Genomic DNA, 19658 nt, shown 5'->3' with positions numbered 1-19658 from the left:
AAATGGTTGAGCTTTCACTGCCAAAAAATTCCCGTATCAAGGAAGGTAAAACGTGGAATAAACCTGTTAATGCAAAGTCGTTGCGTGAATATCGTATTTATCGCTGGAGTCCTGATGATCAGGAAAATCCAAGGATTGATACATATTATGTCGATGTCGATGATTGCGGTCCTATGGTTCTTGATGGCTTGCTGTATATCAAGAACAAGATTGATCCGACCTTGACGTTGCGTCGTTCCTGTCGTGAGGGCATTTGTGGTTCCTGTGGCATGAATATTGATGGAACGAATACTTTGGCATGCACCAAGGAAATGAAAGACGTAAAGGGGTCTATTAAAATTTATCCTCTTCCGCATATGTCGGTTGTTAAAGATCTTGTGATTGATATGACGCATTTTTATGCCCAACATCGTTCAATTGAGCCCTGGCTTAAAACGGTATCTCCTGCTCCTGCCAATGAATGGTTCCAGAGTCATGAAGATCGACAGAAGCTTGATGGTCTTTATGAATGTATTATGTGTGCCTGTTGTTCAACTTCTTGTCCAAGTTATTGGTGGAATGGCGATCGTTATCTTGGTCCTGCCATATTGCTACAGGCATATCGTTGGTTGATTGATTCGCGGGACGAAGCCAAGGGAGAACGTCTTGATAACATTGAAGACCCTTTCCGTCTTTATCGTTGTCATACTATTATGAATTGTGCCCAGGCTTGTCCTAAAGGACTCAATCCTGCCAAGGCGATTGCTGAAATAAAGATTATGATGCTCGATCGTCGGGTTTAATTCATATGTTGTGATTTTGGTTGTATAGTACTATATTTATATTACGAAAGATAATTTGAGGAGAAAGAAGGCATGCCGTTAAACATTAAACATGTCATTTTTGTTCTTGTGGTTGGTTCTCTTGTTTCAGCTTGTCAGAGTGGTGGTGGCAATGATTATCCTGATCGATATGTACCGCCGCCGTTAGCAGCTCAACCTGTTGGTTCAGTGGAATCACAGCCTCTCTCTCCTGATGGTTATCCTGTCACCGATCCAAATAATCCTGGCTATCCACCTTCTGGTTCCGGCTATCCATCTTCTGCCTCCGGTTATCCGCCTTCTGGTTCCGGCTATCCACCTTCTGGCTCTGGCTATCCGCCTTCTGGTTCCGGTTATCCGCCTTCTGGTTCCGGCTATCCGCCTTCTGGTTCCGGCTATCCACCTTCTGGATCTGGCTATTCATCTTCTCGCTCTGGCTATTCGCCTTCTGGAGAGCTTTCGAAGGGATCATTGCCTGGTAGCTGGAAGGTATCAAGCGGCATGGTACGGTGTGATATGTACTTAACACTGACAAATCTTGGTTCAGGTTTGCGTGGTGGGACCCGTAATTGTTATGGAAAATTAAGCCTTATGGGATATTGGGATGTTGTTGGTCATCAGCTTGTTCTTAAGGACCGTAACGGCAATACAATTGTATCCCTGAATAAAGTGGCTGATAATAGATTTGAGGGAGTGACCAAGGATAATCAACCTGTTTCTGTTAGCCGGTAAAGGGGATTTTTGATGTTATCATAGCTGTTCTTCTAGCCGGTAAAGGGGATTTTTGATGTTATCATAGCGTTCTTGTAGCCGGTAAAATGAATTTTGTTATGGTATTGAGTTTTTGATGTGTTGTTTATTGGCTTCTTCTCGCAGTATCAGGTCTGTTCTTGATGAACGGATCCAGTCCGGCGACTTAAAGGTTGATTCTTGTCAGGATGACGTTGTTGTTCTTTTTGATGATGTTTTGGAATCCTTGCGTGAGAGAGATAGGCTCAATCATAAATTCAGCAATCTCTATCATTTTTTCTTTCGATGCTGTTATGGTCACAAACAGGTAAAAGGGATTTACGTTTACGGTGATGTCGGGTGTGGCAAAACCATGCTGATGGATCTTTTTTTCAAGCTTGCTCCTGTTCATAAAAAACGCAGGGTTCATTTTCATGAATTTATGGCTGAGATTCAAGATCGTATTGCGGTTCATCGCCGCAAATATCAAACGGGCACACGGCAGGATCCAGACCCTGTGCTATCGGTTGCTGCTTCTATAGCTCATGAGGCAGCATTGTTATGTTTTGATGAATTTGTCGTTACGAATATTGCTGATGCGATGATTTTATCACGATTATTTACAGAATTATTCAGGCGAGGATGTGTTGTGGTTGCCACTTCTAATGTAGCACCCCATGATCTTTACCGTGATGGAATCAATCGCGATATTTTTATGCCTTTTATTACAGTGCTTGAGAAAAATATTACGGTTGTATCGCTTGATTCTGGTATAGATTACCGACGTGAAGGATTGTTTTCCTTTCCTCTTTATATGTTTCCTCTTGATGATTCAACTCAAGAGGCAATGGATAAGGCGTGGAATTCTGTAACCGGCAAACATGCCTGTGTTCCTTCTGATATTCTTGTCAAAGGTCATAGGGTTCATGTTCCTGTTGCCTGCAGGCAGGCAGCACGTTTTTCTTTTGCGGATCTGTGCGACAGGTCTTTGGCTGCAGGTGACTTTCTGGAAATCACCTCTCGTTTCAATACTGTTTTTATTGATTCGGTTCCTGTGCTGAGCAATGATCGACGTGATCAGGTTAAACGATTTATTATGCTTGTTGATGCTCTTTATAATAGCAAGGTTCGTTTGGTCATGTCAGCAGCGGTAGCCATTGATCATCTTTTTCCTTTTGGAAAAGGTGTTGAGGGGTTTGAGTTTAACAGAACAGCCTCGCGATTATTTGAAATGTGTCGAAATGGATATGTTGCTAGACATGAGGCACTGAATAAATATATATAATAACCATCTTTTGTGGTTTTTGGAAAATATCAGCATATTGGTCATGTTTGGTTGGTGTATCATTAAAAAATTGAGGAATTAATTCTAAAAAAATATTTTAGAAAGGAAATATTTCGATGGTCTTAAATAAGATTGCTCTTATAGGTTCTGGAATGATAGGAGGAACACTTGCCCATCTTGCTGCTTTAAAAGAGCTTGGGGAAATTGTTCTTTTAGATCTTGATGATTCCATTCCGCGGGGAAAAGCTCTTGATATTTCCCAGTCTGCTTCTGTTGAAGGGTTTAATCCTTTTTTACAAGGGACTAAGGATTATGCTGCTGTTGAAGGGGCTGACGTATGCATTGTTACGGCAGGAGTTGCGCGTAAACCAATCATGAGTCGTGATGATTTATTGAATATTAATCTCGAGGTGATGGAAAAGGTAGGTGCAGGAATTAAAAAATATGCTCCTGATTCCTTTGTCATTTGCATTACAAATCCTCTTGATGCCATGGTTTGGGCCTTGCAAAAATTTTCTGGATTGCCGCATCATAAAGTTGTTGGCATGGCTGGTGTTCTTGATTCTGCACGATTCCGTTTTTTCCTGGCACAGGAATTTAATGTTGCTGTTGAAGATGTCACGGCTACAGTTCTTGGAGGGCATGGCGATACGATGGTGCCTCTTTTGAGATATTCTTCTGTAGGAGGTATTTCTATTCCGGATCTTGTGAAGATGGGTTGGAGCACTGACGAAAAGATCCAGAGTATTGTGCAAAGAACACGTGATGGTGGTGCCGAGATTGTGAATCTGCTGAAGAATACTTCTGCTTATTATGCTCCTGCATCCTCTGCAATTTCCATGGCTGAATCCTATTTAAAGAATAAAAAACGTCTTTTGCCTTGCGCTGCGTATCTTTCTGGTCAATATAATGTTAATGATTTTTATGTAGGAGTTCCAGTAATTATTGGTGCAGGAGGTGTTGAGAAAATTGTTGAACTGGAATTGACGGTTGATGAGCAGAATTCATTTCAGAAATCAGTCAAGTCTGTCATCAGTCTTTGTGAAAGATGTCTTAATCTTTCTTCTTCTTTGGTATAAATTTTATTAAGAAATGATTTTGTTATGAATATTCATGAATATCAAGCTAAGGCTTTATTAAAATCTTATGGAGCGCCAGTTGCTGAAGGTGTCGTTATCTTCTCTCCTGATGAGGTTGTGGATGCTTTGAAAAAGCTTCCTGGTCCTTTATATGTCGTTAAAAGCCAAATTCATGCTGGCGGTCGTGGTAAGGGAAAGTTTAAAAATCTGGGTTCTGATGCAAGAGGTGGTGTGCGTTTAGAGACTTCTGCTGAGGCTGTTATTGCTGATGTTCATGAGATGATGGGTTCTCTGCTGGTGACCAACCAGACGGATGTTTCCGGTAAGCAGGTTAACCGTATTTATATTGAGGATGGCGCTGATATTTCGCGTGAACTTTATCTTTCTCTTCTTGTGGATCGTTCTGTTGGTCAGGTATCTTTTATTGCTTCTGTCCAGGGTGGAATGGATATTGAGGAAGTTGCGAAACACACTCCTGAAAAAATTATCAAGGTTTTGGTCAACCATTTTGATGGTGTGACATCGAAAGATGTTTCTTGTTTATGTGATTTGCTTGAACTTGACGGAATGGCCCGGGATGATGCGGCGAATCTTTTTCCTGTCTTGTATAAGGCATTTATTGAAAATGATATGAGCCTTTTGGAAATAAATCCTCTGATTGTTATGAAAAATGGTCGTCTTCGTCTTCTTGATGCCAAAGTTTCATTTGATGGTAATGCTTTGTTCAGGCATCCAGATCTTCAGGCCTTGAGAGATATTTCTGAAGAGGATGGTAAAGAGGTTGAGGCCAAGAAGCATGGTCTTTCATATATTGCCCTTAACGGGAATATAGGATGTATGGTTAATGGAGCGGGTTTGGCTATGGCAACGATGGATATTATCAAGTTGTATGGAGCAGAGCCTGCTAATTTTCTTGATGTTGGAGGAGGAGCAAGTAAAGATGCTGTTGCCGCAGCATTTAAAATTATCACTTCTGATGCGTCCGTTCAGGGTATACTCATTAATATATTTGGAGGCATCATGAGATGCGATGTTCTTGCAGAAGGTGTTTTGTCTGCTGTAAAGGAAGTCGGTATAAGAGTTCCTCTGGTATTACGTCTTGAAGGGGCAAATGTTGATCTTGGAAATAAAATGATAGCCGATAGTGGATTAAATGTGATTACTGCAAATGATCTTGATGATGCAGCTCAAAAAATTATTCATGCAGTAAAAGGAGTTTAATCATTATGTCTATCCTTGTGAATAAAAATACGAAGGTTCTTGTTCAGGGTCTCACTGGAAAATCCGGTACATTTCATACAGAGCAGGCAATTGCCTATTATGGGGCAAATATGGTGGGAGGGGTGCATCCCTCAAAAGGCGGAAGCTTATGGCATGGTAAAAATGGTGAAAGCCTTCCTATTTTTTCTTCTGTTGCTGAAGGAAAAGAACGTACAGGTGCAAATGCTTCTGTGATCTATGTTCCACCTGCAGGAGCGGCGGCAGCCATTATTGAGGCTATTGACGCAGAAATTCCTTTGATTGTTTGTATTACCGAAGGGATTCCTGTTCTGGATATGGTTTCTGTTAAGGCACATCTGATAAAATCAAAGTCACGACTTATTGGTCCTAATTGTCCTGGTCTTTTAACACCTGAAGAGTGTAAAATCGGGATTATGCCTGGTTCTGTTTTTCGTAAAGGCTCTGTTGGTATTTTATCGCGTTCCGGTACATTGACCTATGAAGCTGTTTTTCAAACTTCAAATGAAGGATTGGGTCAGAGTACAGCTGTTGGTATTGGAGGCGATCCTGTTAAAGGGACTGAGTTTATTGAAATTCTTGAGATGTTTTTAGCGGATGATGATACGCATTCAATTGTTATGATTGGTGAAATTGGCGGGGGTGCTGAAGAGGATGCTGCCCTGTTTTTAAAAGATGAGGCCAGGCGTGGGCGTAAAAAACCCGTGGTTGGGTTTATTGCTGGAAGAACTGCTCCTTCTGGTCGTACTATGGGACATGCCGGCGCAGTTGTTTCTGGTGGTAAAGGAGGAGCTGAGGACAAGATAGCTGCACTGCAGGAAGCTGGTGTTCGTATTTCTCCATCACCAGCCAAAATTGGAAGGACATTGGCGCATCTTTTAAAGGATTTGTAATCTTCATCTTTTTAAATAGATAAAAATGTATCTCTATTTTTTTTAAGGTATAAAATGACACGGCAAGAGGCCAATAAACGTTTCGCACTTACTTCTTTTCTGGATGTTACAAGCGTTACTTATATTGAAGAATTATATGATCGTTATAAGGAAAATCCGGTCACTGTTTCTGAAGATTGGAAAGTATTCTTCAAGACCCTTGATGAATATCCTGAAAATATACCGGAAGCCATGGAAAGGATTTCTCCTCTTCTGAGAGAAAGGGTGGTCTCGCCTTCTTGCACGGTCTCTTCTTTTACAGGTGCTTCTGTTGTTAACCAGAAATCCATCAAGGATTCCTTGCAAGCGATCAGGATGATCAATGATTATCGTACTTTTGGTCATTTGCAAGCGAATCTTGATCCATTGGGATTATCGGCGCCTTTGGGAGAAAGGAAGAATTTATCTCCTCTTTGTTATGGGTTTTCCGAGAATGATTATGATCGCACTATCTTTGTTGATAACATATTTGGCCTTGAGTATGCCACTGTCCGTGAGCTTTTGGAGAGAGCTTCTCGTTGTTATTGTTCTACGATTGGAGTAGAATTCATGCATCTTTCGAACGCAGAGCAGCGATCCTGGATCCAGAACTCTATAGAAAATGACGATCGAAAGAATTATTTTACGGCAGAGGATAAAAAGGAAATTCTTGCCAAACTCATTGAGGCAGAGGGTTTTGAGAAGTTTGTTGATGTCAAGTATAAAGGAACAAAGCGATTTGGTCTTGATGGTGGTGAGAGTCTTATTCCTGCGCTTAGAGATATTATTCAGACAGGAGAGAAGCAAGGTGTAAAGGAAATTGTTTTGGGTATGGCGCATCGTGGTCGCCTCAATGTTTTATGTCAAATCATTGGCAAGGCCCATCGTGCTATATTCTATGAGTTTAAAGGTGGTTCATCAACTCCTGATGATGTTCATGGATCAGGAGATGTAAAATATCATTTGGGTGCTTCTTCTGATTATCAGATTAAAGATCATAAAGTTCATTTGTCACTAACGGCCAATCCTTCTCACCTTGAGATTGTCAATCCTGTTGTGTTGGGCAGGGCGCGTGCCAAGCAGGATCTTTTCAGGAATGCTTCTGAAGATGCTGTTTCTGAAATGACTCTTCGTTCACAGGTTCTTCCTGTTCTTATTCATGGTGATGCAGCATTTGCAGGTCAGGGAGTTGTTGCTGAAACTTTTGAATTGTCAGGTCTTTCGGGTTATAGAGTGGCAGGATCTATTCATTTTATCATTAACAATCAACTTGGCTTTACCACCAATCCGGTGTTTTCCCGTTCTTCTCCTTATCCATCGGATATCGCTAAATCATTTGATATTCCTGTTTTTCATGTTAATGGCGATGATCCGGAGGCGGTTATTTATACTGTTCGTTTGGCGACAGAGTTTCGTATGAAATTTAATAAACCGGCGATTGTTGATATGTTTTGTTATCGGCGTTTTGGTCATAATGAAGGGGACGAACCGTCATTTACGCAACCAAAGATGTATAAGGTTATAAGGTCTCATAAAAGTGTTGTGGACATTTACGCGGAACAACTTATTAAAGAGGGCATCGTTTCTGCACAAGAAGTTAAAAAAATCGAGAACGACTGGCGTTCCTGCCTGGATAATGAGTTTGAAAAGAGTCAGGATTACAAGCCGGTTTCAGTGGATTGGTTGCGTGGACTATGGTCTGGTTTACATCCTGCCAATGACGATGAAGAATATCTCCCTATAAAGACTTCTGTAGAGGTTAAAGTTCTCAAGGAGATTGGCAACAAGATTTCACAGCTGCCAGAAAATTTTAAAGTCCATAAGACGATCGATCGATTTATTAAAAATCGTCAAAAGATGATTAAGGAAGGTGAAGGTCTTGATTGGGCAATGGCAGAGGCCCTGGCTTTTGGTTCTCTGTGTCTTGAAGGGCATAAAATTCGTTTTTCTGGTCAGGATTGTGAGCGTGGAACTTTTTCTCAGCGTCATGCAGTTCTTTATGATCAGGAGACAGAGGAACGTTATGCGCCTCTTTCGAATTTATCGTCGACTCAGGCTGAGTTTGAGATTGTGAATTCCATGCTTTCTGAGGAAGCAGTTCTTGGATTCGAATATGGATATTCGTTAGTAAGACCTGATGTTCTTAATCTTTGGGAAGCACAGTTTGGTGACTTTTTTAACGGTGCGCAAGTCATACTCGATCAGTTTATTTCTTCGGGGGAATCCAAGTGGTTAAGAATGTCAGGCCTTGTTTGTTTATTACCGCATGGTTATGAAGGGCAAGGGCCAGAGCATTCTTCTGCTCGTCTTGAAAGATTTCTGCAGTTATGTGCTGAAAACAACATGCAGGTTGCCAATTGTACCACTCCGGCAAATTACTTTCATATTTTAAGAAGACAGCTGAAAAGAAATTTTCGTAAGCCATTAATCATGATGACACCTAAATCATTGTTGCGCCATAAGAGAGCCATTTCGTCTCTTGCGGACATGTCAGGTGAAAGTTCTTTTGAACCTTTATTATATGATGATGCTGAAACTCAAGACAAGAGCATCACTAAGCTTGTTGATGATGACAAGATTGTTCGTGTTATTCTCTGTACAGGGAAGGTTTATTATGATCTTCTTGAAGAACGTGAAAAAAGGTCGATTAATGATATTTATCTTCTTCGTGTCGAACAGATTTATCCTTTCCCGGTAAGGAAGCTTGTAAAAACTCTTTCCCGATTTATAAATGCTGAAATGGTCTGGTGCCAGGAAGAGCCCAGGAATATGGGAGCATGGACATTTGTTGATTCATATCTGGAATGGGTTTTGCTGCATATTAATGCTCACTATAAACGGTTTCGTTATGTTGGGCGTTCTGCTGCAGCTTCTCCGGCAACAGGTCTTATGTCCAGACATCTGGAGCAATTCGCTGCATTCATTGATGAAGCATTGCGAATAAAAAAGGAATAATTTTATAAAAATCCTATTAAAGTTGATTATTTACGAAATGGAAGTTCGAAGAAATGGCTACAGAAATTTTGGTTCCTTCTTTAGGAGAATCTGTCAGTGAAGCTACTGTAAGTGTTTGGCTTAAGAAAGTTGGCGATACTGTACAGGTTGATGAAGCTTTATTGGAACTTGAAACAGATAAGGTTACCATTGAGGTTCCGGCTTCTGTTTCTGGTGTATTAACTGAGCTTTTGGTTGCAGAAGGAGAGACAGTTACTCGTGGAGGATTGCTTGGGTATATTTCTGAATCTTCAGAAAATCCTGTAACAGCCCCTGTCTCTCTTAAGAAAACAGACGATATTGATTCTTCTGGAATTTCTAATCAGATGCCTCCATCTCCATCTGCGATTAAAATGATTTCTGAAAACAATATTCCGCTTTCTGATATACAGGGTACAGGAAAAAGGGGACAAATCCTTAAGAATGATGTAGAATCAGCAATGTCGAAGAAATCCTCCAATGTTATTTCTATCATTCCTGCTGAAAAGAAAGATTCTATTGGCGAGGAGCGTGTAAAAATGACGCGTCTACGCCAGACTGTAGCTAAACGTCTTAAAGATGCTCAAAATGTTGCAGCTATTCTTACGACCTATAATGAGGTCGATATGCTGTCCATTATTAATCTTAGAAAGAAGTATAAGGATTCGTTCGAGAAGACGCATGGTGTAAAATTAGGTTTTATGGGCTTATTTACGAAAGCTGTTTGTCAGGCATTAAAAGAAATCAGAAATATTAATGCAGAAATTGATGGAACAGATATTGTTTATAAGGACTATTGTCATATCGGGATTGCTGTTGGTACTGACAAAGGTCTTGTTGTTCCTGTTGTTCGTGATGCAGATCAGATGAGTGTTGCAGAAATTGAGCAAGAAATAAGTCGTCTTGGCAAGGCTGCTCGTGATGGTTATTTATCTGTAGCTGATATGCAGGGGGGGACGTTTACAATTTCTAATGGAGGGGTTTACGGTTCTCTTTTATCTTCTCCGATTTTGAATCCTCCGCAATCAGGAATTCTTGGTATGCATAAGATTCAGGAACGTCCGGTTGCTTTAAATGGAGAGGTGGTCATTCGTCCTATGATGTATATTGCCTTGTCTTATGATCATCGTATTGTTGATGGCAAGGAAGCGGTTACATTCCTTGTTCGTGTTAAGGAAAGCCTTGAAAGTCCTGAGCGTATTGTTCTGGAAATTTAAAGCAGAGGACGTGGGCCAAGAGTTTTTGTTTTGAAATAAGGTAATCTGGAAACTTTTTTGATGGAAAGATTCAGGCTTTTGTAGATGTTTTTATAGGAAAAATAATGTGATTTATGATGTTGTTGTTATAGGAGCTGGTCCGGCTGGTTATGTTTGTGCAATAAAAGCTGCGCAATTAAAAAAGAAAGTCGCTCTTATTGAAAAAATGAATACATATGGTGGTACATGTCTTAATATAGGGTGTATTCCTTCAAAAGCATTGTTGCATGTATCAGAATTTTATCAACATGTCATGCATGATTCCCATGGCTTTGGTATTGAAGTATCGCCACCGGCAATCAACATAAAAAAAATGATGGCGTATAAAAACACTGTTGTCCGGTCGAATGTTGATGGTATTGCTTTTCTTTTAAAGAAAAACAAAATTGATACGTATCATGGGACAGCGAAAATTGTTTCTCCTCATAAGATTTCTGTCTCTGAAAAAAATGTTGAACAGATTGTGGAAGCAAAGAATATTGTTGTGGCAACCGGCTCAAACGCTTCAAAAATAGCTGGGTTAACAGTTGATATTGATGAGAAGACGATTATGACATCTACGGGTGCTCTTTCTCTTGAGAAAGTGCCTGGCCGTTTATTGGTCATAGGGGCTGGTGTTATCGGTCTGGAATTGGGATCTGTCTGGATGAGGCTTGGCTCCAGGGTCACGGTTATTGAATATGCAGAATCAATTTTAGGGGGTATGGATGGTGAAGTTTGCAAGCAATTTTACTCTCTATTGTCCAGGCAAGGTATGGAGTTTAAACTTGGTTGCAAGGTTATTTCCATTGAAAAAACAGATCACGGTGCCAAGGTGACGTATGTTCCTGTTAAGGGTGGAGAATCTGTAACCGTTGATGTTGATGCTGTTCTTATTGCTACAGGACGTAACGCCTATACTTCTCATCTTGGGCTTGATGCTCTTGATATTAAGCTTGATAACTATGGTCGAATACCTGTCAATGATCATTTTCAGACCTCTGTTCCCAATATTTATGCTATTGGAGATGTTGTGCGTGGTCCAATGTTGGCCCATAAAGCAGAAGATGAGGGGATTGCTGTTGCTGAGATCATTGATGGTCAGAAAGGGCATGTGAATTATAATGTTATTCCCAATGTTGTGTATACTCAACCTGAAGTTGCTTCAGTTGGAAAGACAGAAGAACAGTTAAAATCTGAGGGGATTGACTATAAGGTTGGCAAATTTCCTTTTACTGCTAATGGTAGAGCTCGTGCCATGAATGCTGCTTTTGGTCTTGTAAAGATCTTGGCAGACAAGAGAACAGATTGTGTATTGGGTGTTCATATCATAGGACATGGTGCAGGAGAAATAATTCATGAAGCAGCTGTCCTTATGGAATTTGGAGGGTCATCTGAAGATTTGGCGCGTATTTGTCATGCACATCCAACACTATCAGAAGCAGTAAGGGAAGCATCGTTATCAGCATTTTCTCAACCAATTCATATGTAATATAAAGAGAAGACCTTTTTATATCTGCTGATCTATAAAATTAAAATGAAAAGTAATTTCTTATGTGATAGTGATATAATGTTTGACGAATAGGCAGGTTTGATTCTTTATATAGAGTTTATGCTAGTTTTATATAAATATTGATAATTAAACTAAAGATTGTTTTTTTATAATAAATTGGGAGTGTAATGCAAGCAGTATGGATCTTCTTCAAATGAAAGTAGAAGCTGCCCGTATGGCACTTGAATATGTTGTTGATGATATCGTGTTAGGAATAGGGACAGGAAGCACGGTAGAAGAATTTATTCATCTTCTGGGAGAGAAGGTTTCAAGGGGTTTGCGTATAAAAGGTGTTGCAACATCAAAAAGAACAGAGAGTCTTTGTCATCATTTGAGGATACCTCTTGTATCAATGGATGATATATACTGTATTGACCTTACGATCGATGGTGTTGATGAAGTTGATTCAGAGTTACGTCTTATTAAGGGTCGCGGTGGTGCTTTATTACGTGAAAAGATTGTCGCTTCTGTTTCCAAAAAAATGATTGTTATTGCGGATGAAAGTAAAGTTGTTGACTTTCTAGGTAAAGTTCCTTTACCTATAGAGATAGATCCATTTGGAGTGAAAGCAACCTCTTTCTTAATCAGTGATGTTTTTTTAAGGCTTGGATTGCATGGTCATCTTAAATTACGTAACAATGGAGATCATGTTTTTATTACTGATGGTGGGCATTATATTGTTGATGCATTTTTGAATTGTATTCCTGATGTTGAGTTGCTTTCAAATGAGCTTCATGCAATTCCTGGGGTTATTGATCATGGGTTGTTTATAGGGATGACACAGTTAGCAATTATTGGCAAGGCAAGTGGAGGGTTGTTAATGGAGCCCCATTAATTAATAGAGATTGTTTTCAGTGTTTTGATTTTTATGTTTTAATTGTAATTGTTTCAATATTATTACAATTATAAAGACAAGGAAAGATATTTTAATGGATAAGAATAATAGTTTGCGTTGTGTTATTATTCAATTATTATTTATCTTTGGAATAATGTTTGTTCCTTCTGTTTCTGCTGCGGAAATAACAGAAGAACATCTTAAGGCGGCGCATAAAGCAATTAAAGCTTTGAATGTAACGGCGCAATTTAATGTTATTTTGCCTAATATGGCAGAAAAACTTAAATCCAATCTTATTCAGGTTTATCCAAATTACAGTGATTCTATTGCTGCTGTTGTGAATGATCAGGCATTAAAGCTTGTAGTACGTCGTGTTGATCTTGAAAAAGAAATAGAGAACATCTATGCAAAGAATTTTACTATTTCTGAATTGAATGTGATTTCCGAGTTTTATTCTTCAGAAGCAGGTAAGAAATTGCTTGCAAACGGTCCGACGATTATAACTGATATGATGAAATCTGCTGATGTATGGGCTGCAAGTCTTTCTAAAGATATATCGAAAAATACAGATGAAGCTCTTGCAAAAATTATCAAAGATAAGCCTATACCTGAAGATGTAAAGAAGACTGGTATCAAAAAATAGAAATTTGTGTTTTTGATATTATTGAGTACAAATTTTTTTGAAATAATAGAAAATTTTTACTCATGAGCATTGATTATTTGAGGGGGAGTCTAAAAGAGTAGTTATGTCTTATGATTACGATCTTTTTGTAATTGGTGCTGGTAGTGGAGGGATTCGTTCTGCACGTTTAGCTGCCCAACTTGGGAAGAAGGTTGCAATTGCTGAAGAGTACCGTTTGGGAGGTACTTGTGTTATTAAAGGGTGTATTCCTAAAAAGATTTTATTTTATGCTTCACAATATTCTGAACATTTGCAAGATTGTTTGGGGTTTGGTTGGAGAGTTGGTCAATATGATTTCGACTGGAAAGCTTTAATATCAGCTAAAGACAATGAAATTTCTCGTCTTGAGAATCTCTATAGAGATATATTGTCTCGTGTAGGTGTTGATATTCTGCAAGCTCGTGCTTCTCTTGTTGATTCTCATACGATACATCTTGAAAACATGAATCGCGCTGTTACAGCCAGACATATTGTTATTGCTTCTGGCTCTTCTCCTAACCGGATGGAGGCAATGCCTGGGCATGAGTTTTGTATTACATCGGATGAAATATTCTTTCTTGAAAAATTGCCAGAATCGATTTTGATTTTAGGATCAGGGTATATTGCTGTTGAGTTTGCGAATATTCTTCATGGGTTTGGAGTAAAAACAATATTACTGCATCGGGGCAAGGAAGTTCTTTCACAGTTTGATTCTGATATTCGTCAAGGTTTAACACGAGCGATGATTGATAAGGGTATTTCTATTATCAGTGAGGATCATATAAAGGCTATTTTTCAGAAAGGAATGTGTTTGGAAGCGGAGACCAAGTCTGGAAAGAGCATTTTAGTGGATCAGGTATTACTTGCAACGGGTCGCAAACCTAATACCGGAAATATGGGTCTTGAACGTGCAGGTGTTGAAATTGATTCAAGAAATGCAATCTGTACGAATGAGTATTTTCAGACAAATATACAGTCAATATTTGCAATTGGTGATGTTATTAATCGTGTACAGCTTACACCTGTTGCTATTCATGAAGCAATGTGTTTTGTTGAGACGGTCTTTAAAAATAATCCTGTTTTTCCTGATTATGACTGTATCCCTACAGCTGTATTTTCACAGCCAGAAGTTGCTTGTGTTGGTTTAACTGAAGAAGCTGCAATGGCAACTTTTCCATCATTAGAAATTTATAAAGCACAATTTAAACCAATGAAATCCACTTTATCAATGAGATCTGATTATACAATTATGAAATTGATTGTAAATTCTGTTGACCGAAAGGTTTTGGGGGTACATATTCTTGGTCATGTAGCCAGTGAAATGATACAGGTCATCGGAGTTTGTGTAAAAGCAGGGTGTTCAAAGGATGATTTTGATCGCTGTATAGCCGTACATCCTACAGCAGCAGAAGAACTTGTTACGATTTATTCTCCTTCTTATTATATAAAGGATGGTTGTAAGGTATCATATCAAAGTTAGTATCTTAATTTTAATGAATAAAGAAATTTTAATTTCCAGGAATTAGTCTGGTTTTTATGTTTAAAAGAAAAAGAATTTGAAAGATTATAATGTTAAGGGCTTGGGATTCGAGTACATGGCGGGGGAAGCCTATAAAACAGTTTCCTGAATATGATGATTTGAAAGCTTTGAAAAGTGTTGAAGATGAAATCAAAGGGTATTTGCCGATTGTTTTGCCACAGGAAATTGATTTATTAAAGAAATTTTTAGCGGATGTTAGTGAAGGAAAAAGATTTTTATTTCAGGGAGGGGATTGCGCTGAAAGTTTTTCTGATAATTCAACAGATACAATTTTAGATTTTTTCCAGGTTTTTTTGCAAATAGCGCTTGTATTATCATTTGGATCACAAAAACCTATTCTCAAGATTGGTCGTATTGCTGGTCAGTTTGCAAAGCCACGTTCATTAGATTTTGAACAAATAGGGGATAAAAAATTACCTTCTTATCGTGGTGATATTGTTAATGATATTAATTTTAAAGAGACTTCTCGAATTGCAAATCCTCAACGACAGATAACAGCCTATCTACAGTCAGTTGCTACTTTAAGTCTTTTGCGTTCTTTTTCTATGGGTAAGTATTCTACTTTGAAGAATGCTCATCAGGGGATAGTGAATTTTATTCAAGGCAGTCCACGCAATGAACGCTGTCATAAGATAGCCAGCAAGATAACCGAAACACTAGGTTTTATGAACGCTATTGGTGTAAATTCGGAAAGCAATCCGATATTAAATGAGAAAGAATTTTTTACCAGTCATGAAGCATTGCTTTTGAATTATGAAGAAGCATTGACGCGTATGGATCCTGTTTCTGGAAGTTGGTATGCTACTTCCGGACATATGTTATGGATTGGCGATCGTACTCGTCAAATTGATCATGCTCATGTCGAGTATTGTCGAGGTATTAAAAATCCTGTTGGATTAAAATGTAGTTCATCACTTTCGTGTGATCAACTTCTTCAGCTTATTGATGTATTGAATCCTGATAATGAACCTGGTCGCCTTACGCTTATTTGCCGTTTTGGCTATGATAAGGTTGAACAGCATTTAACACGTTTGATTCGTTGTGTTGAGAAGGAAGGGCGTAAGGTTGTATGGTCTTGCGATCCAATGCATGGAAATACCATTAAAGTGAATGGCTACAAAACGCGTCCATTTGATTATATTCTTTCGGAAATAGAAAGTTTTTTTAAGGTTCATTTTTTTGAAGGCACTGTTGCAGGTGGTGTTCATATCGAGATGACAGGACAGGATGTCACAGAGTGTATAGGAGGAACAAAAAGGATTTCTGAAGAGGATCTTTCAGATCGTTATTATACATTTTGTGATCCACGTTTAAATGCAAATCAAGCAATTGAGTTGACTTTTCTGATCGCTGAATGTCTAATAGAACAAAGATATAAAAGAAAAACATGATTTCTGTTATAAAAGGCCATGATATTTTTTTTTGAGGATTTTTTCTATTGTCAGATAACCATAAGTTAAGTATGACACATTATTATTGTTAATGCTGTTGGTGTTAAAGGGTAATTTTTTTAATATTTTTGGACTATATGATAGTGTCAGTCCGTGAATATATGAGTAGGTTATTGATTGTGATTTTTTTTGTTGAGGAGGCTCTCCCAAAATAGAAAGAAGTTATGTTTTTTTATTAAATTTATATTTAGGATATAATGAACTTCACCTTATAGTATTTTAAAAGTATTAAATAATTTTCAGTTTTAATTCTAAATGATATAAATATTTTATTTTTCTGTGAGGCTTTCATAGCCTTTACAGGTATGCATGTGAACAATAAAAGAAATTGTTATAATAGAACATTTATCTATTGTTTCTATTTATTAAAAAGAGGTACTTGTGGCTAAAGATCCGCTAAGTCAATTTGTTGTAAAAAAAATTATTCCGATTGAGATCGGCGGTATTGATTTTTCATTTACAAACTCATCTCTTTCGATGCTGATCACAGCAGTGATTATTTTGGGAGTTTTTTATATTGCTACAATTAGATGTAAAATTATTCCTACGCCTCTGCAATCAATAGTAGAGATGCTTTATCAATTTATTGAAACGATGCTTGTTGATTCTGCCAGTTCAAAAGCCAAAAGATTTCTTCCATTTATTTTTTCAGTATTTATATTTATTTTGGCAGCGAATTGTTTGGGAATGTTCCCTTATTTGTTCTCGTTTACAAGTCAGGTTGTTGTTACGGCAAGTTTTTCCTGTATTATTATTTTGATGATTATTTTCTATGGTTTTTATCTGAATGGTTTCAGATTTTTGAAATTATTTATTCCATCCGGGCTACCGTCATTGATCTTGCCTCTTGTTGCTTTAATTGAGCTGACTTCTTTTTTGTCAAGGCCTATAAGTCTTTCTTTACGTTTATTTGCAAATATGCTTGCTGGGCACATTATGTTAAAAGTGTTTTCTGGTTTTGTCATCTCTCTTGTTTCTATAGGGTGGTTTGGTGCATTTTTTTCTTTTGTGCCTTTAACTGTTAATGTTGCAATAACAGGGCTTGAATTTTTTGTTGCTTTTATGCAGGCGTATATATTTACGGTACTTACATGTTTGTATTTCAATGATGTTTTTAATTGTGATCATTGAGGTGTGTTTTTTCAAGTCGTTATAATTTGTTTATTAAGGAGTATATAAATGGAAGTAGAATCAACATTAACAGCAATTAATTATTATGCACAGGCTGCTAAATATATTGGCGTCGGTATGGCTTGTTTAGGTATGGGCTTTTTATCCCTTGCTCTTGGTAATATTTTTAATAGTTATTTATCTGGTTCCTTGCGGAATCCATCGGCAGCAGATGGACAACAGGTCAGGGTTTTGGTTTTTGCTGCAATTGCTGAATCTCTTGGTATATTCTTGTTGCTGGTCGTTTTGATGCTTCTTTTTGTAGTTTAGTGGTTCTATGATAAGAGAGTGTTTTATTCTTGAGTATTAAGGGATATGGGAAAAATAAATAGAAATATTTATAGTGCCCATTTATAGATAGCGATGCAAGATCATAATATTCTTAAAGAAGATAAGTTTGAGAGGACAGTTGAGCATGAGCCTAGACATAAGTTTCCTCCTTTTTATACCCATACCTTTCCATCACAAATTTTTTGGCTAGGTATTATTTTTATTGTTTTTTTTATGATTCTGAGGAAAGGAATACTTCCTCGTATTCATAATATTCTTGTCGATCGTCATGATAAAATTTCTAATGATCTTATTGAAGCTGCGCGTTTGAAAAAAGAATCTGATTCTTTACTGGAAATTTATGAAAAAAAACTGGAAGATGCGCGTTTAAAAGCAAAGTTGATTACCCATGATGCATATAAGAATTCCAAGGAAAGATTACATTTTGCACGAGAAACGGCTGATAAGGAATTTGGTGTGAAGATTTCCGAATGCCAAAAGAATATCAATACGATGAAAACAAAGGCTTTGGCAGAAATTAATGTTTCAGTAGAAGAATTAACAATGGAGTTAATTAAAAAATTAACGGGTCTTTCTGTTCCAAAGAGTGAAATTGTATCTGTTGTAAGTAAATTAATAAAGTAAGAGATAGATAATGCATTTTGATGAAACCTTTATTGTTTTTGTTGCTCTTATTGGTTTTTTCGCTATTTTGTTGTACTATCGGATACCGTCGGTATTATATGCTTATTTAGATGTACGTGCTAACCAGATTCGTGAAGAGATTGCTGAAGCAAAAAGATTGCGTGAAGAAGCTGAGCACTTGTTTAATGAAACTCAAAAACAGCTCAAGAAAGCAGAGCAAGAATCACTTAAAATTATTGATTCAGCTGAACGTCAAGCTGAATTAATTTATGCTGAAGCTCAGAAGCAGGAAAAAAATTTTATTGCTTCACGTCTTTTGATGTTAGAAAAAAAGATTTATCAAGCAGAAATGGAAGCTATGAGTGCTATTTATTCAGCAGTTTCTGAGGCTACTATAAATGTATCTAAACAGATTATTACTGATAAACTGGATGATAATATCAAATCACAATTATTCAATAATGCTGTAAAAGAAATAAAAAATATTAAGATCTAATCTGTTGAACATGTTATCTTTTTAATTTTTGATCTTACCCTATTCTCAGGTAACCAATTTTCTTGTTTTATAGGCTTTGCATTTTTTAGTACTGTTTTCATCATAAAAATGTCGCCTATCGATATGAAAAGTAGTTGTTACCAGGATATATTCTCCTGATATTTGTAATCCTAAGCCAGCTAATCATGATTCGTTGATTTATAAAAGAGGATAAAATGAATCAGCAAGAAGATGTTTTTCGTAGCATGAGTGAAGCAGCTGATGATCTTGAGTTGCCACAACATGTATTACACTTTTGGGAAACAAAATTTTCACAGATAAAGCGAGTAAAGAAAAGCGATGGTCACCATTATTATCGACTGGAAGATATGGATTTTCTAAAAGGAATTAAGATACTGCTCTATAATCATGGTTATAGCATTAAAGCTGTTCAAAATATTTTAAAAACAAAAGGAGTTCAATTTGTTATTGCAATAGGTCAAGGTTTATCTGACCTTGAATCACTTTCTTTTGATGAAAGTAAGAAAATAGAAGTAGAGCCAAGAGTTGCTGAAATGGATGACAATCAGATTGTAGGGCGTGCTAAAGCACCAATCCTGCGTAGATTGTTTAAATTTAAAGAAAATAATGATAAGGCTTCTGAAGAGATCTTTCATGATCATCATTATTTAAGTGATGAGAATCGTAGACTGTTGCAGGAAGCAATCTACGATTTATTGGAATGTAAACGTTTACTGGATCAGGTAAGGTAAGTTATAAGAGCAGTATCACCTGTAGCTTTCCCTTT

The 19658-nt window shown here is 37.6% G+C and carries 18 protein-coding genes; all 18 read left to right on the top strand.

The genetic code is table 11. The annotated features are described in order from the left end of the window. Positions 1-2: 2 nt before the first annotated feature. The 18 genes from B488_RS03615 (at position 3) to B488_RS03530 (ending at position 19623) form a co-directional block, all read left to right on the top strand. Positions 3-782 (top strand): succinate dehydrogenase iron-sulfur subunit, encoded by a 780-nt coding sequence (locus B488_RS03615; RefSeq protein WP_015273167.1) that lies wholly within the window; start codon positions 3-5, stop codon positions 780-782. Between the two features lie 72 nt (positions 783-854). Then, positions 855-1532: a protease inhibitor Inh/omp19 family protein gene (locus B488_RS06855; protein ID WP_015273166.1), complete on the top strand. Its 678-nt coding sequence runs from the start codon at positions 855-857 to the stop codon at positions 1530-1532. 115 nt (positions 1533-1647) lie between these two features. Continuing rightward, a complete protein-coding gene (gene zapE, locus B488_RS03605; RefSeq protein WP_015273165.1) occupies positions 1648-2814 on the top strand; it encodes a cell division protein ZapE in 1167 nt (388 codons plus the stop codon). A gap of 116 nt (positions 2815-2930) precedes the next feature. After that, positions 2931-3893, top strand: a complete 963-nt coding sequence (gene mdh / locus B488_RS03600; RefSeq protein ID WP_015273164.1) for a malate dehydrogenase — start codon at positions 2931-2933, stop codon at positions 3891-3893. Positions 3894-3917: 24 nt separating this feature from the next. Beyond that, positions 3918-5114, top strand: a complete 1197-nt coding sequence (gene sucC / locus B488_RS03595) for an ADP-forming succinate--CoA ligase subunit beta (RefSeq protein ID WP_015273163.1) — start codon at positions 3918-3920, stop codon at positions 5112-5114. Positions 5115-5119: 5 nt separating this feature from the next. After that, positions 5120-6025 carry a succinate--CoA ligase subunit alpha gene (gene sucD / locus B488_RS03590; protein WP_015273162.1) on the top strand — a complete coding sequence of 302 codons (906 nt, stop codon included), beginning with the start codon at positions 5120-5122 and terminating at the stop codon, positions 6023-6025. Positions 6026-6079: 54 nt separating this feature from the next. Continuing rightward, positions 6080-8998 (top strand): 2-oxoglutarate dehydrogenase E1 component, encoded by a 2919-nt coding sequence (locus B488_RS03585; protein WP_015273161.1) that lies wholly within the window; start codon positions 6080-6082, stop codon positions 8996-8998. 53 nt (positions 8999-9051) lie between these two features. After that, positions 9052-10233, top strand: a complete 1182-nt coding sequence (gene odhB / locus B488_RS03580; protein ID WP_015273160.1) for a 2-oxoglutarate dehydrogenase complex dihydrolipoyllysine-residue succinyltransferase — start codon at positions 9052-9054, stop codon at positions 10231-10233. A gap of 106 nt (positions 10234-10339) precedes the next feature. Next, a complete protein-coding gene (gene lpdA / locus B488_RS03575; RefSeq protein WP_015273159.1) occupies positions 10340-11743 on the top strand; it encodes a dihydrolipoyl dehydrogenase in 1404 nt (467 codons plus the stop codon). Between the two features lie 199 nt (positions 11744-11942). After that, positions 11943-12638 carry a ribose-5-phosphate isomerase RpiA gene (gene rpiA / locus B488_RS03570; protein WP_041770684.1) on the top strand — a complete coding sequence of 232 codons (696 nt, stop codon included), beginning with the start codon at positions 11943-11945 and terminating at the stop codon, positions 12636-12638. A 94-nt stretch (positions 12639-12732) separates the two neighbouring features. Next, on the top strand, positions 12733-13281 hold the full coding sequence (locus B488_RS03565) for a DUF2059 domain-containing protein (RefSeq protein ID WP_015273157.1): 549 nt from the start codon (positions 12733-12735) through the stop codon (positions 13279-13281). A 103-nt stretch (positions 13282-13384) separates the two neighbouring features. Then, positions 13385-14779, top strand: a complete 1395-nt coding sequence (gor, locus tag B488_RS03560) for a glutathione-disulfide reductase (RefSeq protein WP_015273156.1) — start codon at positions 13385-13387, stop codon at positions 14777-14779. Positions 14780-14868: 89 nt separating this feature from the next. Then, positions 14869-16230 (top strand): 3-deoxy-7-phosphoheptulonate synthase class II, encoded by a 1362-nt coding sequence (locus tag B488_RS03555; RefSeq protein WP_015273155.1) that lies wholly within the window; start codon positions 14869-14871, stop codon positions 16228-16230. 441 nt (positions 16231-16671) lie between these two features. Continuing rightward, on the top strand, positions 16672-17421 hold the full coding sequence (locus B488_RS03550) for a F0F1 ATP synthase subunit A (RefSeq protein ID WP_015273154.1): 750 nt from the start codon (positions 16672-16674) through the stop codon (positions 17419-17421). A gap of 48 nt (positions 17422-17469) precedes the next feature. Next, entirely contained in the window at positions 17470-17730 is a 261-nt protein-coding gene (locus B488_RS03545) for a F0F1 ATP synthase subunit C (protein ID WP_015273153.1), read from the top strand. A 93-nt stretch (positions 17731-17823) separates the two neighbouring features. After that, entirely contained in the window at positions 17824-18375 is a 552-nt protein-coding gene (locus B488_RS03540; RefSeq protein WP_015273152.1) for a F0F1 ATP synthase subunit B family protein, read from the top strand. Between the two features lie 10 nt (positions 18376-18385). Continuing rightward, positions 18386-18871: a F0F1 ATP synthase subunit B family protein gene (locus B488_RS03535; protein WP_015273151.1), complete on the top strand. Its 486-nt coding sequence runs from the start codon at positions 18386-18388 to the stop codon at positions 18869-18871. Between the two features lie 215 nt (positions 18872-19086). Then, positions 19087-19623 (top strand): MerR family transcriptional regulator, encoded by a 537-nt coding sequence (locus tag B488_RS03530; RefSeq protein ID WP_015273150.1) that lies wholly within the window; start codon positions 19087-19089, stop codon positions 19621-19623. Positions 19624-19658 lie beyond the last annotated feature (35 nt).

The sequence above is a fragment of the Liberibacter crescens BT-1 genome (assembly GCF_000325745.1).
Classification (GTDB): Bacteria; Pseudomonadota; Alphaproteobacteria; order Rhizobiales; family Rhizobiaceae; genus Liberibacter; species Liberibacter crescens.
Note: the sequence above shows the minus strand (reverse complement) of the source record. Positions and strands in the feature narration are given on the sequence as shown.